The organism is Streptomyces sp. NPDC005774, assembly GCF_042871645.1.
GTDB lineage: Bacteria > Actinomycetota > Actinomycetes > Streptomycetales > Streptomycetaceae > Streptomyces > Streptomyces pratens.
The window spans coordinates 8,047-25,295 of record NZ_JBIAIV010000079.1; the positions used below are offsets into that span (position 1 = coordinate 8,047).

General features: G+C 65.7%; 12 protein-coding genes and 3 pseudogenes. 8 read left to right on the plus strand and 7 right to left on the minus strand.

Features of this window, described 5'->3' with window-relative positions:
• The first annotated feature begins 299 nt into the window (after positions 1-299).
• From ACFYQA_RS36940 to ACFYQA_RS36955, 4 genes and pseudogenes are all read left to right on the plus strand, one after another.
• Complete coding sequence (locus tag ACFYQA_RS36940; protein ID WP_388927673.1) at positions 300-605, plus strand: transposase; 306 nt, start codon at positions 300-302, stop codon at positions 603-605.
• Between the two features lie 54 nt (positions 606-659).
• Positions 660-1,280, plus strand: coding sequence for a DDE-type integrase/transposase/recombinase (locus tag ACFYQA_RS36945; protein WP_388927677.1), 621 nt, complete (start codon positions 660-662; stop codon positions 1,278-1,280).
• A gap of 39 nt (positions 1,281-1,319) precedes the next feature.
• Positions 1,320-1,520, plus strand: coding sequence for an IS3 family transposase (locus ACFYQA_RS36950; RefSeq protein ID WP_388927680.1), 201 nt, complete (start codon positions 1,320-1,322; stop codon positions 1,518-1,520).
• Between the two features lie 38 nt (positions 1,521-1,558).
• Positions 1,559-1,909, plus strand: a pseudogene (locus ACFYQA_RS36955) (integrase core domain-containing protein); the annotation flags it as partial.
• Between the two features lie 47 nt (positions 1,910-1,956).
• Here ACFYQA_RS36955 and sbnA read toward each other — a convergent pair.
• The 7 genes from sbnA to ACFYQA_RS36990 all read right to left on the minus strand — a co-directional run bounded on the left by sbnA (position 1,957) and on the right by ACFYQA_RS36990 (position 13,369).
• Positions 1,957-3,042 (minus strand): 2,3-diaminopropionate biosynthesis protein SbnA, encoded by a 1,086-nt coding sequence (gene sbnA / locus ACFYQA_RS36960; RefSeq protein ID WP_388927683.1) that lies wholly within the window; start codon positions 3,040-3,042, stop codon positions 1,957-1,959.
• Between the two features lie 41 nt (positions 3,043-3,083).
• Complete coding sequence (gene sbnB, locus ACFYQA_RS36965; protein WP_388927686.1) at positions 3,084-4,154, minus strand: 2,3-diaminopropionate biosynthesis protein SbnB; 1,071 nt, start codon at positions 4,152-4,154, stop codon at positions 3,084-3,086.
• Positions 4,151-5,158: a TauD/TfdA family dioxygenase gene (locus tag ACFYQA_RS36970; RefSeq protein WP_388927689.1), complete on the minus strand. Its 1,008-nt coding sequence runs from the start codon at positions 5,156-5,158 to the stop codon at positions 4,151-4,153. The genes sbnB and ACFYQA_RS36970 overlap by 4 nt, the downstream gene beginning before the upstream one ends.
• A 36-nt stretch (positions 5,159-5,194) precedes the next feature.
• Positions 5,195-8,485 (minus strand): amino acid adenylation domain-containing protein, encoded by a 3,291-nt coding sequence (locus ACFYQA_RS36975; protein ID WP_388927692.1) that lies wholly within the window; start codon positions 8,483-8,485, stop codon positions 5,195-5,197.
• 133 nt (positions 8,486-8,618) lie between these two features.
• Positions 8,619-11,201, minus strand: a complete 2,583-nt coding sequence (locus tag ACFYQA_RS36980) for a Pls/PosA family non-ribosomal peptide synthetase (protein WP_388927695.1) — start codon at positions 11,199-11,201, stop codon at positions 8,619-8,621.
• Positions 11,202-11,765: 564 nt separating this feature from the next.
• Complete coding sequence (locus ACFYQA_RS36985; protein WP_388927698.1) at positions 11,766-12,134, minus strand: hypothetical protein; 369 nt, start codon at positions 12,132-12,134, stop codon at positions 11,766-11,768.
• 425 nt (positions 12,135-12,559) lie between these two features.
• Positions 12,560-13,369, minus strand: coding sequence for a transposase family protein (locus tag ACFYQA_RS36990; RefSeq protein ID WP_388927701.1), 810 nt, complete (start codon positions 13,367-13,369; stop codon positions 12,560-12,562).
• Positions 13,370-13,643: 274 nt separating this feature from the next.
• Here ACFYQA_RS36990 and ACFYQA_RS36995 point away from each other — a divergent pair.
• From ACFYQA_RS36995 to ACFYQA_RS37010, 4 genes and pseudogenes are all read left to right on the plus strand, one after another.
• Positions 13,644-14,208 (plus strand): annotated as a pseudogene (locus ACFYQA_RS36995) (dihydrofolate reductase family protein).
• A 195-nt stretch (positions 14,209-14,403) separates the two neighbouring features.
• Positions 14,404-14,871 (plus strand): hypothetical protein, encoded by a 468-nt coding sequence (locus tag ACFYQA_RS37000; protein WP_388927704.1) that lies wholly within the window; start codon positions 14,404-14,406, stop codon positions 14,869-14,871.
• A gap of 48 nt (positions 14,872-14,919) precedes the next feature.
• On the plus strand, positions 14,920-16,650 hold the full coding sequence (locus ACFYQA_RS37005; protein WP_388927707.1) for an IS1182 family transposase: 1,731 nt from the start codon (positions 14,920-14,922) through the stop codon (positions 16,648-16,650).
• A gap of 59 nt (positions 16,651-16,709) precedes the next feature.
• Positions 16,710-17,069: pseudogene (locus tag ACFYQA_RS37010) on the plus strand (transposase family protein); the annotation flags it as partial.
• Positions 17,070-17,249 lie beyond the last annotated feature (180 nt).

Genomic DNA, 17,249 nt, shown 5'->3' on the forward strand with positions numbered 1-17,249 from the left:
TACGGCGACCACAACGGCTATGACAATGGCCGTGGCGGTTACGGCGACCACAACGGCTATGACAATGGCCGTGGCGGTTACGGCGACCACAACGGCTATGACAATGGCCGTGGCGGTTACGGCGACCACAACGGCAGGGACTGATAACACACCGACGACAACGCGATGTGCGGTCCCCCGGGACCGCACATCGCGCCGTCCTGGCTTGAATCAGCAGAGAAAGTCGTAATGAAGCTCCCCCTTTGACCTGGACAGTCTGATATTGGGACGGAAGGTCCCGGAGGAAGTGGTCACAGGTAGTGAGCAAGAAGAGCAATACGAGTAAGCGGTCCACGGCGGAGTTCAAGCGGGATGCCGTCGCGCCGGCGCTGTCGTCGGACAAGACGGTCACCGAGGTTGCCCGGGACCTGGGGGTGAGTCCGGAGGGTCTGCGTGGCTGGGTGAAGCAGGCCAGGGTCGATCGGGGCGAGGGGCCTGCCGGGGCTCTGAGCAGTGCCGAGCGGGAAGAACTCGCCCGGCTGCGGCGCAAGGTCCGCGAGCTGGAGAAGACGGTCGACATCCTGGGGAAAGCGACCGCCTTCTTCGCGCAGGACAAGATGAGGTAGACAACGCCGCGCGGTGTCGCTTCATCGACGCGGAGAAGGCATCGGGCGACAATCTTGCAGGTCACAGCGTGGCGCTGCTGTGCCGGGTACCGGGAGTGCCGCGCTCTACCTCCTACGCGCACCAGGCGGCCGCGTCGGCGCGCCGGGCCGCACGGCGCGAGGAGGAACGCCTGGTGGAGGAGGTCCGAGTGCTCCACGCCGGGTCGCGCGGCGCCGACGGGGCCCCCGCGGATCCACGCCGCCCTGCGGCGGGCCGGGCGGGCGGTGAACGGCAAGAAGGTCGAGCGGCTGATGCGCAGGCACCGGATCGTCGGGATCACCCGCCGCCGGCGTCGGGGCCTGACCCGGCAGGCGAAGCGGGTGGTGTTCGCCGCCGATCTGATCGGCCGGGACTTCACCGCGCCCCGCCCCGGGATGCGGCTGGTCGGTGACATGAGCGAACTCATCACATGGGAAGGGACGTTGTATCTGGCGACCTGCATCGATCTCGCGACGCGGGAGGTGATCGGCTGGGCGATGGCCGACCACCACCGCGCCGCGCTGCCGGTCGCCGCCCTGCGGATGGCGGCCGGACGCGGCGGCCTGGAGGCCGGCTGCATCATGCCCACCGACCGCGGCAGCGAATACACGAGTGACGAATTCCGCACCGAAACAAGCAAGTTGCGCATGCGGTAGTCGATGGGGCGTGTCGGCTCTTGTTACGATAACGCTGCTGTGGAAAGCTGGTTCGCCGTCCTCAAGGCGGAGATCGGAACCACCGTCTGGGAGACCCACGAGGCCGCCCGGGCCGACGTCTTCCGCTACATCGAGATCGAGTACAACCGCAGCCGACTCCGCAGACATCCCGAGTACGGGTACGTCACCCCGCTCGAAACGAGAACCTTGCTCAGGCAGGACCTCACCCCCGCAGCGTAAACACCCGCTGTCCAGGACCCGGGGGGAACTTTACGAAGACGTCGAACGACAACCCGTACAGCGAGAGCCAGTACAAGACCCTGAAATACCGGCACGACTTTCCCGAGCGTTTCGGATCCCTTGAGGACGCCCGGACGTGGTGCACCCGCTTCTTCACCTGGTACAACGAGGAGCAACGGCATTCCGGGATCGGCCTGCACACGCCCTACGATGTGCACTTCGGCCTCGCCGAGCAGCTCCGCAAGATGCGTGCCGACGTCCTTCAGGCCGTCTACGCGAAGCACCCCGAGCGCTTCGTCCGCAAGCCGCCCGAGCCGCCGAAACTCCCCGCAGCGGCCTGGATCAACAAGCCGGCCCCAGACGGCCCACTGATCCCGGCACAGCGTTAGAACGATCTACCTGCCTTGACCGCTTTGACAGGTTCCGGGCAGAACACCTACGCTTCTCGGTCTTGGTGCTGACGGTGTTCGTTACCGCCGCTGTTGCCGGTTTGCGGGCGGGTGTGGTGGGAGGCTCCCTGGGGTGTGGGCACGGGGTCGGCTGCCCAAGGACCGTCAGCCGTTTCATCGGAGTCGAGCATGTCCTCGCCGTAAAGATCGTGCAGCCAATTGGATTGGTAAATGGTGTCGAGATAGCGCTCGCCGAGATCCGGGGCGATGGCCACCGCGGTGAGTTCACGCGTGTCATAGTCGTGCAGCCAACGCATCGCGCCGCTGACGACCGTGCCGGTGGAGCCGCCGAAGAGGAATCCGCGTTTGGCCAGGCGATGGCACGCGCGGATGGTGTCCGTCTCCTCGACGCGTATCACCTCGTCCACGTAGGACTCGTCGAGTAGCGGCGGAGGCATGCTCATGCCGAGCCCGGGTATCATGCGGCGGCCCGACGTACCACCGAAGGTCACCGAACCGACGCTGTCCACTGCGACGATCCGTACCGGCCGGTGCCATTGGCGGAAGTAGCGTGCGCAGCCCATCAGAGTTCCGGTGGTGCCGGCACCGACGAACAGTACGTCCAGGTGCGGGAAGTGCTGGGCGATTTCCGGCGCTGTCTTGCGGTAGTGCGCCTTCCAGTTGTTCGGATTGGTGTACTGACTGAGCCACAGGTACCGGTCATCGGAATCGCACAGCGCACGGACGTAGTCGATCCGCGCGCCCAGGAAGCCGCTTTTGGCGTCCAAGCTGGCGATGGTGTGCACCCGGCTGCCCAGTGCCTCCATCAGGAGTCTGGTCGACAGGTTGCAGCGGGAGTCCGTCACGCACAGAAACCGGTAGCCCTTGCTTGCCGCGATCATGCTCAGCGCTACGCCGAGGTTGCCGGACGAGGACTCGACCAGGATCGAATCCGGCTTGAGGTCTCCGTCTCGCTCGGCGGTCTCCACCATCTCGGTTGCGGCCTTCAGCTTGATCGAGCCGGCGAAGTTGAAGCCCTCACACTTCAGGAACAGGGAGTGCCCGAAGATGGGCTCAAGGTCGACATAGAGCTGGGACTCGTTGAAGGCATGGGGAGCGGATATGACGGGCACGACGGCCTCCTCCTTTTCTGCAGCAGGGCGCTCTCGGACGGTTATCCGTAGCGGCGCAGTTCGTGGAAGAAGTCGTCGACGACGTGCAGTTTTCCTGAGCGGGCCGTTTCGTCGTAGACGTACTTGCCGACCGCGAGGTCGAGCACCCCGAGGCCGAAGGGTGAAAACACCACCGGTCGGTCCGCTGGCACTGTCACCCGCCCGGCCATCACGTCGTCCAACGTGCCCTGCAGGAAGTCCCGGTTGCCTGTGAGCTGCTCGGCCAGATGCGGCGAGGTGTCAGCCTTCAGACAGTGCTCGACGTCATCCACGATGTTGGTCGAGGCGAGAACGATCTCCGGCGCGAGGTCGCGCAGGGACACGTGCAGAACCACAGGATTGTGCGAGAACCACGTAGGGTCGCTGACGTGCGGCTCACTGGCGACGGTGGCGAAGACCACCAGGTCGCTGCCACGGATCAGCTCCTCGGCGCTGTGGTGCACCGTGATCCGGCCTGTGGTGCCCGACTGCTCGAGGTAGCGGCGAAACCCTGCCGCGCTGTCGGCGGACAGGTCGTGTACGCCTATCTCGTCGAACGACCAGCCGTTGCCGGCCAGGAACGTGTGGATGTAGCGGGCGATCAGGCCCGTCCCGAAGAACCCGACGCGCATGGGCCGTGGCCGGTCCCGGCTGAGCCGATCCGCGGCCAACACCGCGGACGCGGCCGTCCTGGTGGCGCTGATGATGGAACTCTCCAGACAGGCGAACGGGTAACCGGTGTCCTGGTCGTTGAGGATCAGCACGGCGGATGCCCTCGGGATGCCGGCTTGAACGTTCTCCGGGAAACTGGAGATCCACTTTACGCCGTCCACCCGTACGTGCCCGCCGATCGAGGCCGGCAGCGCGATGATCCGGGAGGTCGGGCGGTCGGGGAAACGCAGGAAGTACGACGGTGGGTTCACCGAGTCACCGGCGCCGTGCAGCCGGTAGGTGGACTCGGCCAACTCGACGATCTGCTTCTCGCGCCCCTCCAACGCCTGCTGGACCTGGGCACCGGAGATCACCGCGAAGGGTCGCACGGTGTGCGGTTCGCTTGTTGCGGACGCCGTCACGGTGGTGGGGACGCTGGTCATCGGGTGGTCACCTCGAAGGTCGGCGAGCAGTCGGACAGTCGCACCGGGTCGGCCATCGCGACGAGCACGTCGCGCGGTCCCTCGAAAGGCTCCCGGCTGTGCGCGGTGCGTAGGTTGTCGACGATCATCAGATCGCCGGTCTGCCACGGCTCGCGTGCGGTGTTGGTCTCGTAGATCTTGTTGAGCAGTTGCACCACGTCCTCGCCGATCGGGTCGCCGCTTCCGAAACGGGTGTTGAACGGCAGCCCGTCGGCGCCGTAGACCTCGACGAGGTACTCGCGGACCTCGGGGGCCAGTGTCCATTCGTTGAGGAACGCGACCTGATTGAACCAGCAGCGCCGCCCGTTGACCGGATGACGCATCACGGCGTTGCGGCGCTGCCTGGTGCGCAGGGCCCCGTCGGGTTGCCATGCGAACTCGATCGCGTTGGCTCGGCAGTAACTCTCGACAGCGCCCCGCTCATCGGTGCCGAACGCCTCGATGAGGGACGACCCGATCTCGTCGTTGTAGCTTCGGGTGAGCAGCCAGCCCTCCCGCTCGAACCGCTCGGTCAACGCGGTGGGCAGTTCCTCGAGCACGGTCGCCGCGTCGGCCACTCCGGTCGCCCCGCCCTGGTGGGGCGCAGTGAGGCAGGCGAACAGCATCAGGCCGGGGACCTCGAGCGCGTAGCTCTGTTCATGGTGCATGCACATCGGCTGGTTCGGCGGCCACTGCGCCGAGGAGTACACACCGTCGGCATAGGTCCGCCGAGGTGCGAAGGCCTCCCTCTCGGCCATCAGCCTGGTGCTCAGCTGCTCGAAGACGGCACTGGCCCCGGTCACATCGCACAGCCCGAGGCCGCGGATCAGGACGCAGCCATGCTCAGCGACGACGGCGCGCAGCGCCTCTCGGTGCTCGGCTGTCCAGCGCGGAGCGTCGCTGGTGATCTCGGCCCGCAATATCGGAGGTCGGCCGGATTGGATTTCGACCTCGTCGAGCAGCGATGCCGGGTATATGGAGGACATCCTGATTTCCTTTCAGTGTGCAGCTGTGTGTGCCGCTCAGGAAGCAGGCAGTAGTTCGGCGGTGCGCAGCACGGCCTGCGCTGTCTCGGACGGACGGCTGCGCAGGAAGTAGTGGCCGCCCTCGGCGAGTTCCTGCAGGTCGACGTGGACCGAAAGGAGCTCCCAGTCGCGGTGGCGTCGAGGGTGATCAGCTGTGAGCGGATCATCGGTGGCGACGACCACGGTGACCGGCACGGACAACTTCACCGCTGGGGGAGTGTCCAGGAGATCTGCGAAATAGCGGTGTGCGGACACACAGTCGTGCCGGTAGGCCGCACCGATGTGCTCGGCGCGCTGCGCATCCAGCTCATGGAGCTCGGCGTAGCAGCTGTCCGCACTCAGCTTCGCGGCGATCTCGGCGTCGCTCAACCCGGTCAGCTCGGTGACGGCGTCGCGCCGGTCAGCGGCATTGCCGAGCAACTGCGCGCCGATGAAGACCCGTTGGACTTCCACCCCGCGATCTTCCAGCTGCCTGGCCGTCTCCACGGCGAAAGCCGCGCCCGACGAGTGCCCCCACAACAGGACTCCGCGCAGGCCACATTCGGTGATCTCGGCGACGACCTGAGCAACCACATCTGCCATCGACGCGAAAGGCTCGCTCTCGGCGGCCACGTCATGACCGGGCAGCTCAACGGCGTAGACCGCGATCCCACTGCTCTGCAGCGCCTTGGCCATCGGCTGGAAGTTCACCGCGTTGCCGCCGGCGTAGGGGAAGCACACCAGGGCACCAATCGGCGCACCGTCCGGTTCGCACAGCGACTGAAGCAGCCCGGAACGCCGATCGGACCTGCCGTCGACCAGCGCGGCCAGATCGGCGAGGACCGGATGCTGGGTCACGTCCTTGAGCGACACCGCGCGGTCCAGGGTGATCACCAGCTGTACAGCTGACAGCGATGTGCCGCCTCGGTCGAAGAAATGGGCCCGTCCATCGATCTGATCCTGCGGGATGCCGAGCACCTCCGCCCAAGCGGCCGCCAGCCGCTGCTCGGTCGGCGTACCCGGCACGTGGGTGCCCTTTTCGTCGTCTTCGACGACGTCCGGTTCTTCCACGAGTGCTGCCAGTGCCCTCTTGTCGGTCTTGCCGTTGGCGGTCAGCGGCAGCCTTTCCCGCCAGTGGAAGGCCGACGGCACCATGTACTCCGGCAGCGACTTACCCAGCCAGTCCCGCAGGTCCTCGACGGGAAGCGATGTCGGGCCGGAGCAGAAGGCCACAAGGTGCTTGCTCCGGTCGGGTCGCTCGGCGACCACCACCGCACCGTCGCGGACGCCGGGGACCTGCAGCAGAGTGTTCTCGATCTCGCCGATCTCGATCCTGAAGCCACGGATCTTGACCTGGGTGTCGCGACGTCCGAGGAACTCCAGCTTGCCCTCGGGCAGCCAGCGGCCGTGGTCGCCACTGCGGTAGAGCCGGGCTCCCTCGCGGTGCGGATCGGGCATGAAGGCCTGCTTGGTGCGGTCGGGGTCGTTGACGTATCCACGGCCGACGCAGACGCCGGAGAAGACGATCTCGCCGGGGGCGCCGAGTGGCACCGGTGACAGGTGCTCGTCGACGACGTAGACGTGCACATTGCTGACAGGGGGACCGAGTGGGACCCGTTCGCGGTCCGGTACCCGGTCCAGGACCTCGTGGTTGGTGTCGTCGCAGGTCTCGGTCAAGCCGTAGGCGTTGACCAGCTTGATGCCGGGCTTGGCCGCGAACCAGCGCTGCGTGAGCTCCTTTTTCAACGCCTCACCGGTGACAGACACGCACCGCAGGCCGGGCAGCTCGCGCGGGTGCTGCTCCAGATACGTCAGGACGACTTCGAGGTACGACGGCACGACCTGGAGCACGGCGGCCCGACCGCGGGCGATCCTGTCGACGAACCGCTGGACGTCCAGGACCACCTCCTGCTCGACCAGCAGGGTCTGCCCACCCACCAGGAGGGCGGACAACAGTTGCCACAGCGAAATGTCGAAACACTGCGGGGCGGTCTGGGCGACCACCTGTCCCTCGCCGACGTCGAGCTCCAGGTCCTCGATCTTGGCGTAGAGGTGGTTGAGCATGCCCGCGTGCTCGCACATCGCGCCCTTGGGCTCTCCAGTGGAACCGGAGGTGAAGTAGATGTAGGCGAGTTGGTCCGGTGCGACGGCGATGCCCAGGTCGTCGTCGCGATCGCCCTCGTCGTAGGCCGTGCCGATGAGGACCTTCTGGACTCCTGGTAGCGAGTCCAGAGCCTGGTCGAGCGAGTCGGTGCTTCCGGGTTCGGTGAGCACGAGCCCACACTCGGCACGGGAGAGCACGGCCGCGATGCGATCGGCCGGGAAGCGCGGCTCAGCGGGCAGGTACACGCCTCCGGCCTTGAAGACCGCGAGGACAGCGGCCATCCAGTCCAGGTTTCTCTCGGTCACCACCGCGACGACACCTTCGCGTCGCAGCCCTCGCGCCAACAGGGCTCGTGCCAGCTGATTGGCACGAGCGTTGAGCTCCTGGTAGGACCACTCCCGGTCGCCGTGCACGGCCGCGATGGCATTCGGGTGCAGCCTCACCCGCTGTTCGAACAGTTCGTGCATCCGGGCGTCCGGCAGGGTACGGCGCGGTCCGGACAGTCCTTCGAGCTGGAACCGGAGTTCCTCGTCGGAGAGCAGGCTCTGCCGCGCGTGCTCGGCATCCGGATCCGCTGCGATGAGCGCGAGCGCGGTGAGGTGGTAACCGGTGATCCTGGCGGCGTAGTCCGCGTCGAGTACGTCGGTCCGGTACCGCAATCGCAGCGTGGGCCGGCCCCTGGGCTCCGAGAATGCCATCCACAGCACGGTGTCTCCGGCGAGATCGTCTGCGACGCCCGTCGCGCAGGGACCGAAGGCCGGATTCGGATCGAGGACGGTCTCGACCGACGGTCCGGTGAGGTCCAACTCGCGCCTGAGTTCGTCGACCGGAAAGTCCTTGTGCGACAGCAGTTCCGACGCGACGCGATGGGTGTCGACCAGGAGCGCCCGCCATGATGTCGGTGCGGTCGTCAGCCGGCAGGGCAACGGTTGGCCGCCCTCCTCTGCGACGTAGCCGGTCGTGACCTCGTGCTCGCCTGACAGCGCGGCGAGTACCTTGGCGTGCGCGGCCAACATCACGGAGTCGAGAGGCATCGTGAGATCCTTCGCCAACCGGCGCAAGGCGTTCATGACGTCGTCCGGGATCGTGGCCTCGTACTCGTCAACGCCCGTCATCGGACGGAGCGTCCACCGAGGGATCGTGGTGGATCCGCCGGTGACGAGCACACCGCGCCAGAATTCCTGGTCCGCCACTCGCGTTGCCATCGATCAGTCCCTCTCCACTCGCCGTGGCCACCCTGGCTGTCGTCGCCGACCAGGCCGGCTCCTCTGTCGACGTTGCTGTCGGCAGACCGGGCTGTCCGGCCGGTCGAGCCGGCCTGACCAATATGGTCCTGTGCTACCCCTGCCGCGCCAGTGCCGGCGGCTGACCGGGGGCATCGCTCATCTCCGTGGCCGGGTTTCCACCCCACCGCGCGTGCTGCGGGACTTCCTCGCCCTTCATAAGAAAGGAGTCGGGTGCAAGTACTGAGCCGTCACCCATCGTCACTCCGTAGTGGACGTGCGAGCCGACACCGATGGTGCATCCGTCCCCTATCGTGCTGCGGTCGGACTTGAAGGTGCCGTCCTCCTGCGAGTGGCATTGGATCTTGCTCCCCGCATTGAGGGTGCAGTCGTTCCCGATGGTGGTGAGCATCCGTTCTGTCAGATAGCAGCCATCATCGAAGACCCTGCGGCCGAGCCGGACACCCAGGAGCCGCCAGATCACGTTCTTGAAGGGGGTGCCGTTGAAGATGTTGAGGTACTCGTCAGGAACCTTCCACAGACGCTCGTGCCACCAGAAATACGGGTCGTAGATGGAGCACAACTGCGGTCGCAGCCCGCGGAAAGCCACGATGGCACGCTCCACCAGTACGAAATAGAGGGGGGTGAATGTCAGGGTGGCCACCAGGAATGCCGCGATCGCTACATATCCGAAGGAGCCATGCAGTTCAACATTCGCGAGGGCAAGCACCGTGATGACGAAGAAGAAAAACCACCGTACGAGCAGGAAGAGGACCATCGATCGGATGTTGCAGCGGTTCTTGGCAGCGAGGCTGCGGCGCAACTCGGCCCCGGTCCGCATGTGGTCGAACCGCAAGTCGCGCTCCACCGACCGGGGAATCTCGAAGCACGGCGAGCCGAGCAGACCCACCCCCTCGCGTACCTCACCATCGAGTGGAATCATCACCTTCGTCGCGAGGAGACAGTTGTCGCCCGTCTTCGCCCCAGACGGATACACGATGTTGTTCCCGAGGAAGTTGTGCCGCCCGATCGACGCACGGGACACCCGGAAAGACGTACTCGAAAAGTCGGCATTGACGATCGACAGGCCGTCAGCGATCATCGTACCGCTGCCGACAGAGCACAGATACGGGGTCTCGTGCTGTACTTCCGTGCCGAAGTTGGACCCGGTTTGCTCCACCTGGGACAGGTCGTATCCCAGGCCGCGCAGATAGTGGACGATGTAGGAGCTGTCACCGAAGAGCCATGTGAAGAACTTCACATTTGTGATGCGTGCGATCGCCCGGTGCGTTGAGTAATGAAAGCCATACAGCGGATATACCTTGCCCGGCTTGACGAGCAGATTCAGCAGGCGCGGCACGGTGAACAGAACGACGACGCCCACGACGACGAAGCTGAAGAACAGAACGCAGGACACGATCAGCGCATCGACGTAGAGCTTAGGTGACACGAGCCCTGCCCCGCCCGGTTCCAGCCGGTCGTTCAGCGCCGGGACTTCCGTCAACAGCATGTACAGGCCCCCGACGGCCAACGGCACGGAGAGGAAGAACAACTGACCCACTGTGGCGAGGCCGAAGCCGACCCGGCGCAAGGTGCCGCACCTGGCGGGCGGGATCCGCACGTAGTCGAGCTCTGTGCGCTGCGCCGGAGATCCGTGCCACCGCTGGTCGCTGGGGACCGCCTGGCCGCTGTGCAGTGATGACGTATGACCGAGCTGCGCCCCGTCGCCCATCGACGTGGCAATGTCGAGCACGGTCTTCTCACCGATGAACACATTCCGGCCAAGGGTGACCGGGCCCGTCTGAATACGGCCGGCGTGCGCCCGGTAGCAAAGGAGGAACGACTCCTTGCGGATCACCGTGCCGGCGCCGATCGTGAGCAGGTCGGTGCAGACCGGAACGTTGCGCGAGAGGATCGTGACACCCGTGCCGATGCGTGCGCCGAGGGCCCGTAGGTAGAGCACATACAGGGGATTGCCGACGAAGAAGACCATCGGGTTGGCGTGGAGCAGCACCTTGACGGTCCAGAAGCGCAGATAGGTCAGACCCCAGACCGGGAACTCGCGTTCTTTCCACCGGCCGATAAGGGTCCATTTGGCCAAGATCGGGAAAGTGCACATGCCGACGAAGCCGGCGCCGCCGAAAGCGACCGATCGCAGGTAGATGTCCGTCGCATTCGAACTGGCGGATATCCATGCATAACCACGTGCGGTGATAATTGCAGCGAGGAAAGAATATCCTAGGAAAAGCAGGAACTGTAGCGTTCCACAGAGGATGTACTGCGGCGTGCCGACTGGAGTCACAGCCTCCGAGGATGCCGGGTCCGGCGAGCTGACGGGAGCGGGTGTGGCAGCGATACCGGTTCCGGCATCGGTACCGGTATCGGTGAGCGCCGCCGTCAGGCTGCGGATCGTCCGGTAACGGTAGATATCCTTTATCGAAACTGGCGGCAAATCCACCCGTTTCCTGACGCGTGCGCAGAATTGCGCCATCACCAATGAATTAGCGCCGAGGTCGTCGAAGAAATTACTGTCGACCGGCACCTGTTCGACGCACAGGACGCCGGCGAGTATCTCGGCGAGGTCCCTTTCCGTGTCTGTCGACGGGCTGTTTTCTTTTGATGGGCTGTGCGTCCTGTGTCTGGCTGCTCCAGATTCATCCGGCACGGTCGTCAGGGACTCGGCAGACTTCTCCAGCATGTAAGCTCCTTGAGTGCTCACGGAACCATCACGATCTTGTTTCTGTCGCCCGCCGGCGGGGTGCCCCTCGCGATTTGATCGCGGGGGCGTGACACGAGGAGTCGTCGATGCCGGAGGACTCGGTTGCAACGGCCTCGCTGTCGGGTATGCAGAGCAGGTTCGTGTTACTGAGATGGAACTCGTGGTGTCGTTTCTTTGCTCAGCCCGGATTCACCGAATGGGTTCCCGGAATACCGTTCGTCGTTCTGTGGGTCTTGGTGCGGTGGCCGAGCTCGCCCGGATTGAGAAGCGACACCACAAAAACGCGGCGGCAAGTGGTCAAGGACCCCCATCAGATCCGGGTCCTGATCTTGTGCAACGTTGAGGTGGGGGCGGAGAACGCCCGGCTCCTCGAACGGCTGCGGCATTCCGAGGGGACGTGACGGCACTGCCGGTCCCCTCCGGCCCCGGACCACCGGCAAGTACGCAGGAAACGCACGGTGAGATGCTTCTCGGCTACCGTCTGCGCATCAACGGCGAGGTAGGCTGCGGCGGAATGACTCTGCCGCGGTCCGTGATGCGGGCCTAACGGCGGCAATGCCGGTTGAATGCCTGGCGGTATGCAACGTCGTACCCGGACTTGTATCCGTCGCGGTAGCCGTGTCGGTAGTCACGGTTGCCCTGACGGGTCCGGTCGTCGTAGTTATCGCGGTAGTCGCAGTGGCGACCGTCCCTGCGTCCGTCGCGGAGCCCGTCGCGGAGCCCGTCGCGGACGCCGCGCCGGTAGTCGGCGATTGAGGTGGGCGCCAGAGCCTGGCCGGCCTCCGGTGCCACTGTGGTCGCGGTCTGGAGAACGGCAGCGGAGGCTTGCGAGGCTGCGGCTGACGGGATCGCAAAGGCGGTTGCGAAGACGAGCGGACTCACGAGCAAGACCGCAATCCTCTGTGCACGCATGACGATCTCCTTCCGGTAGTGAGACTTCGGGGAAACTTGACTGCACTACCAAGGCGATGGAGAAACCGGGTGTTCGCTGCAGACGACGCTGCGCGAAGAGGGAAGGCGGCCGCGTACCGGTGGTCACCTCGCGTTTCCTGTGCCCTCTGCGCAAGGGCGGGGTTTGCTCATGACGCGGCCTTCGTTCCTTGGTACCCCACTTCCGCTTGCTTGTCCTGTTTTCGGCAACATGTTTGGGTGCAAGTGGGTGGTGGGATGGCAGCGGATGGGCGTCAGCGGAATCGCGACATGTATGTCCTGGTAGCGGGGGTGGGGTGGGGTCTGCCGTCCTCGCGGTCAGCTCGAAGCTTCTGGTATGGGTTCAACACCCCAAGGCGGTGGTGGTGAGCAGTTCGTGACGGGCAGCGACGTTTTCTCAGCGGTGGTCATTTCCAGATTCCGTTGAGTACAAGGGCTGCGCGGGCGATGTCACCGATCCGGTTGGGGCTCAGGGTGACGTGCTGTAGAGCCCGCCAGCGTTGCTTGAGCTCGGCGGCGGCGCGTTCTCCGAGTGCACGGATGCCTCTGATCAGGCTGTTCGTGGTTCGAGTGTCGGCATGCAGAGCTTGTTCCGACTGTCCCTTGGGGCGTCGGACCGGGAGGAGGATGCCGATGCCGGCGCCGATGTAGTCCTTGTCGGCCAGGGTGGGCAGGCCGTCGGCCGCGGCCTTGTACAGCGCGGGCAGGGCGTGGATGCGGGCGGCGGTGATGTCGGGGACGCTGCCGGGCTCGGCGTCGAAGACCCACAGCGGGGTGCCGTCCGGGGCGGTCAGGAACTGGATGTTTCCGCCGAATGCCTTGTGTTTCTGGCTGAACCACAGGTCGTTGCCGTTGTCGCGGACGCCGGCGAGGCGGTCGGACTCGATGAGTGTGCCGTCGAGGATCACGTGGGTCATGCCTTCGTGTCGGCAGTGGTCCAGGACCTCGTGCAGGTCCGGGGCCTGCTCGGCGAGGACGTCGATGCCTTCGTGCAGGTAGCGGTAGCCGGTGGCCTGGGAGATGCCCGCGTCGCGGGCCAGGCAGTGGACGCAGCCGCGTTCGCGGAACCAGCGCAGGACCAGCACGGCTTGGCGGAATGGGCCCAGGGCACGCGAGTTCCGTGGTGTTCCGATCCGGCGGCGGTGGGCGGCCGGCAGGCGGGCGAGATACTCCACCACGTGGCGCGGGACGTCGAGCATGGCAACATAGGTGACCAACGTGAAGCCTCTGGTGCAGCGGACGATCTTTTCGTGAGAACCGTCCTGTCAGGGGCTTTACGTCTGTCCGCATCCGGGCTGCCACTGTCCGATCCAACCCTTGACGCCCCGATCAAGCCACTTCGCGAAGATTATTTCGTTGAGAAAACGTCACTGAGGTTTTCTCAACGAAATGATCTCGTGAGGTGACTCGACCCAGTGGATCTCGCGTCGCGATGAGTTCTGCGGCGTCCGGCGGTCGTACTGTCGAAACCGTTACCGAGGAGGACTTCTGATGCGCAGCGTGACGTATTCGATGGGCGTCTCACTGGACGGCTACGTCGTCGGGCCGGACGGCGGCTTCGACTGGACGCCGCCCGACGAGGAGGTCTTTCGCTTCGCTACCGACGAGGTGCGAGAGGCCGGTGTCCACCTGTTGGGACGACGGCTGTACGAGACGATGCTGTACTGGGAGACCGTCGACCAGGATCCATCGCTCGACTTCTCAACGCTCGAGTTTGCCGCGGTCTGGAAGGCGCTCCCCAAGGTGGTGTTCTCCACCACGCTGTCGGCGGTGCAGGGCCATGCCCGCCTGGCCTCCGGCGGCCTGGCGGAGGAGATCGAGCGATTGCGAGCCGAGCCGGGGGATGGCAACATCGCGATCGGCGGTGCGACTCTCGCCGCCGAGGCAGCCGCGTTGGGTCTGATCGACGAGTACCGGGCCAGGGTCTACCCGGTGCTGGTCGGCGACGGCATTCCGTTCTTCCCCCAGCACGAGCGCCGGGTGGATCTCGAACTGGTCGAGACCCGCACCTTCAGCTGCAAGAGTCGTCCACCTCCGCTACCGCGTGGCGCGTTAGCCGACTGGTCCGCCGAACCCTGGGAAGAACGGGCTGCCAGTGATGTTCCCTCAGCGAAATGACCTACGCGAAGCGGTGTGAACCACCGTCTGGCGAAGCCGAGTCGGACGGACCACACCCGACCGCAGACGCATGTAAAGCCCCTGGTAGGACAGGTCTCGCCACAAGATCACGGCCGCAACTACCAGAGGCTTCATGTTGGTCACCTACATCGCCACACTCGACGTCCCGCGCCACGTCGTGGAGTACCTGGCCCGGTTGTTGGCCCTGCACCGTCGACGGACCGGAACCCCGAAGGGGGCGCGGGCGCTGGGACCATTCCGTCAGGCGGTGCCGGTGCTGCGCTGGTTCCGTGAGCGAGGCTGTGTGCACTGCCTCGCCCGGGACGCCGGGGTATCCCAGGCGACCGGCTACCGCTACCTGCACGAGGGCATCGACGTCCTCGCAGACCAAGCCCCCGACCTCCATGCGGTGTTGGACCGTTGCCGCGCCGAGGGCATGACACACCTGGTACTGGACGGCACATTGATCGCATGCGACCGGGTCGCCGGTGTCCGCGAGAACGGCAACGACCTGTGGTTCAGCCAGAAACACAAGAGTTTTGGCGGCGACATTGACTCTGCTGCGCAATTCGCTGCGGGGGTGAGGTCGGGTCCGCGATGATCGTTCCTGTGGTCGCTTCTCTGTCGTGCGGCCGTGGAGGCGGTACGGATGTCGATGCGGCCGGCGGGGCTGCCGGAGATCCCGGAGCAGACCGTGATGGTGGCTCGGGCGGCGTTCCCGAAGGGGAGTCTGGCGATACGGGTGCGGGACCGTCTGGCGGAGGTCTTCGCTGATGAGCCGTTTTCCGCCGCGTTCGGGGTGCGTGGGGCTCCGGGCCTGTCGCCGGGGGTGTTGTCGCTGGTGACGGTGTTGCAGTTCGCCGAGGATCTGACGGATCGGCAGGCCGCGGCGATGGCGGTGCGGGCGATCGATTGGAAGTACGCCCTCGGTGCGGAGCTGACGGACACCGGATTCGACGCCAGTGTCCTGTCCAGGTTCCGGACCCGGCTCGCGGACAGCGGCATGGAGCGGGTGGTATTCGACCGGCTTTTGGAGCACTGCAAGGAGACCGGTCTGGTGGCGGCCGGGGGTAAACAGCGTACCGATTCCACCCATGTGATCAGTGCGGTGCGGGACTTGAACCGTCTGGAGCTGGCCGGGGAGAGCGTGCGGGCGGCGCTGGAGGCCCTGGCGGTCGCGGCCCCCCTCTGGCTGGCCGGGCAGATCGACATCACTGAGTTCGCCGAGCGGTACGGGCCGCGGGTCGACGGCTGGCGCATGCCGCCCTCGCAGACCAGACGCGACCGTCTCGCCCAGGTCTTCGGGCAGGATGCCCTCGCCTTGTGCCGGGCGGCCTGGGCCGAGGACGCGCCGGGGTGGATCCGGGAGATCGAGGCGGTGGACCTGCTTCGGCAGGTCCTCGTGCAGACCTACATCATCCGCAGCGACGCGCGGGGACGGCAGGTGATCAGGAAGCGGGACGCCGACGACGGTGTCCCGCCGGGTCAACTCCGCCTGGCCTCCCCCTACGACCGTGACGCACGGTGGGCGGCCAAGGGTGAGGACCTGTTCTGGATGGGCTACAAGATCCACCTGACCGAGACGTGCGGCACACTCCCCGACGCCGACGCCGACGCCGACGCCGGGTCTGGGTCTGGGGCAGGGGTGATGCCGAACCTCATCACCGACGTGCATACCACCGACGCGACCGTGCCCGATGTGAAGGCGACCGCACCGATCCAGCGCAAGCTCACCGAGCGCGGCGTGAAACCCGCCGAGCACTACCTCGACTCCGGCTACCCCTCAGCAGACCTGATCACCAAGGCCCTGAAGCAGGGCACCCGCATGGTCACCCCGGTCCTCCTGGACCACTCCGCGCAGGCCAAGGCCGCCGGAGGCTTCGACAAGAACGCCTTCACCATCAACTGGAAGACCCGTCAGGTCCGCTGCCCCGCCGGCCGCACCAGCTCCCACTGGAACCCGGTCAAGCAGCACGGCAAGGACGCCATCGTGATCACCTTCAGCGTCCTGACCTGCCGCGACTGCCTCTTCCAGAAGCAGTGCACCACCTCGAAACCCGGGCGCCGCATGCTCACCCTGCGTCCCGAGGAACTCCACGAGAACCTCGCCCGGGCCCGCGCCGAGCAGAAGACCGACACCTGGAAGAACAAGTACGCCCTGCGCGCCGGCGTCGAGGGCACCATCAACCAGGCCCTCGACCTCACCGGCATCCGCCGGGCCCGCTACCGCGGCCTGCCGAAAGTCCGCCTTCAACACGCCTTCTCCGCCACCGCACTCAACATCGTCAGACTCGACACCCACTGGAGCACCGGGCCCCTGCCCCTCGACCGCCCTCGCAGCAGCAGGCTCGAACGACTCAGCTACCGACTCTCCGCCTGAACGAATTGCGCAGCAGAGTCGACATTCAGTTCCTTTCCGCTCCGGACGGCACGCCTTTGTGGATCTCGGATGTGGAGCCGGGCTCCACGCCGGACATCACGGCCGCGCGACTGCACGTGCTGCCGGCGCTGTACAAGGCCGCCGCCGGTGGCCTGCCCACCCTGGCAGACAAGGGGTACATCGGCGCCGGGATCGGCATCCGTGTCCCTGTTCGCCGCCCCAAGGGCCGCTCAGAGAAGGCTCTGGACATCGACACCCGCATGACGAACGCCCTGGTCAGAAACGTCCGAGCCCTCGGCGAACGCACCGCCGCCGAACTCAAGGAACGCTGGCGCACTTTGAAGCGCATCAGCCTCAGCCCCACACGGATCGGTGATATTGCCCGCGTTGCCTTGGTCCTCAACAACCACTGGAGGTGATCTTCATTGAGGAAACCTCACTGACCCAGCTCGTCTCGACCGTGCAGTCATTCACCGGTGGCTTTCAGAAGATTCGTACTGGGCCCTGGGCCCAATGGCCATGAGTTAACGATCTACATGTGATGATCTTCGGGTGGAGCGAGCTGAGGGTGGGGCCGCGAGGCGGCTGACGGATGACGT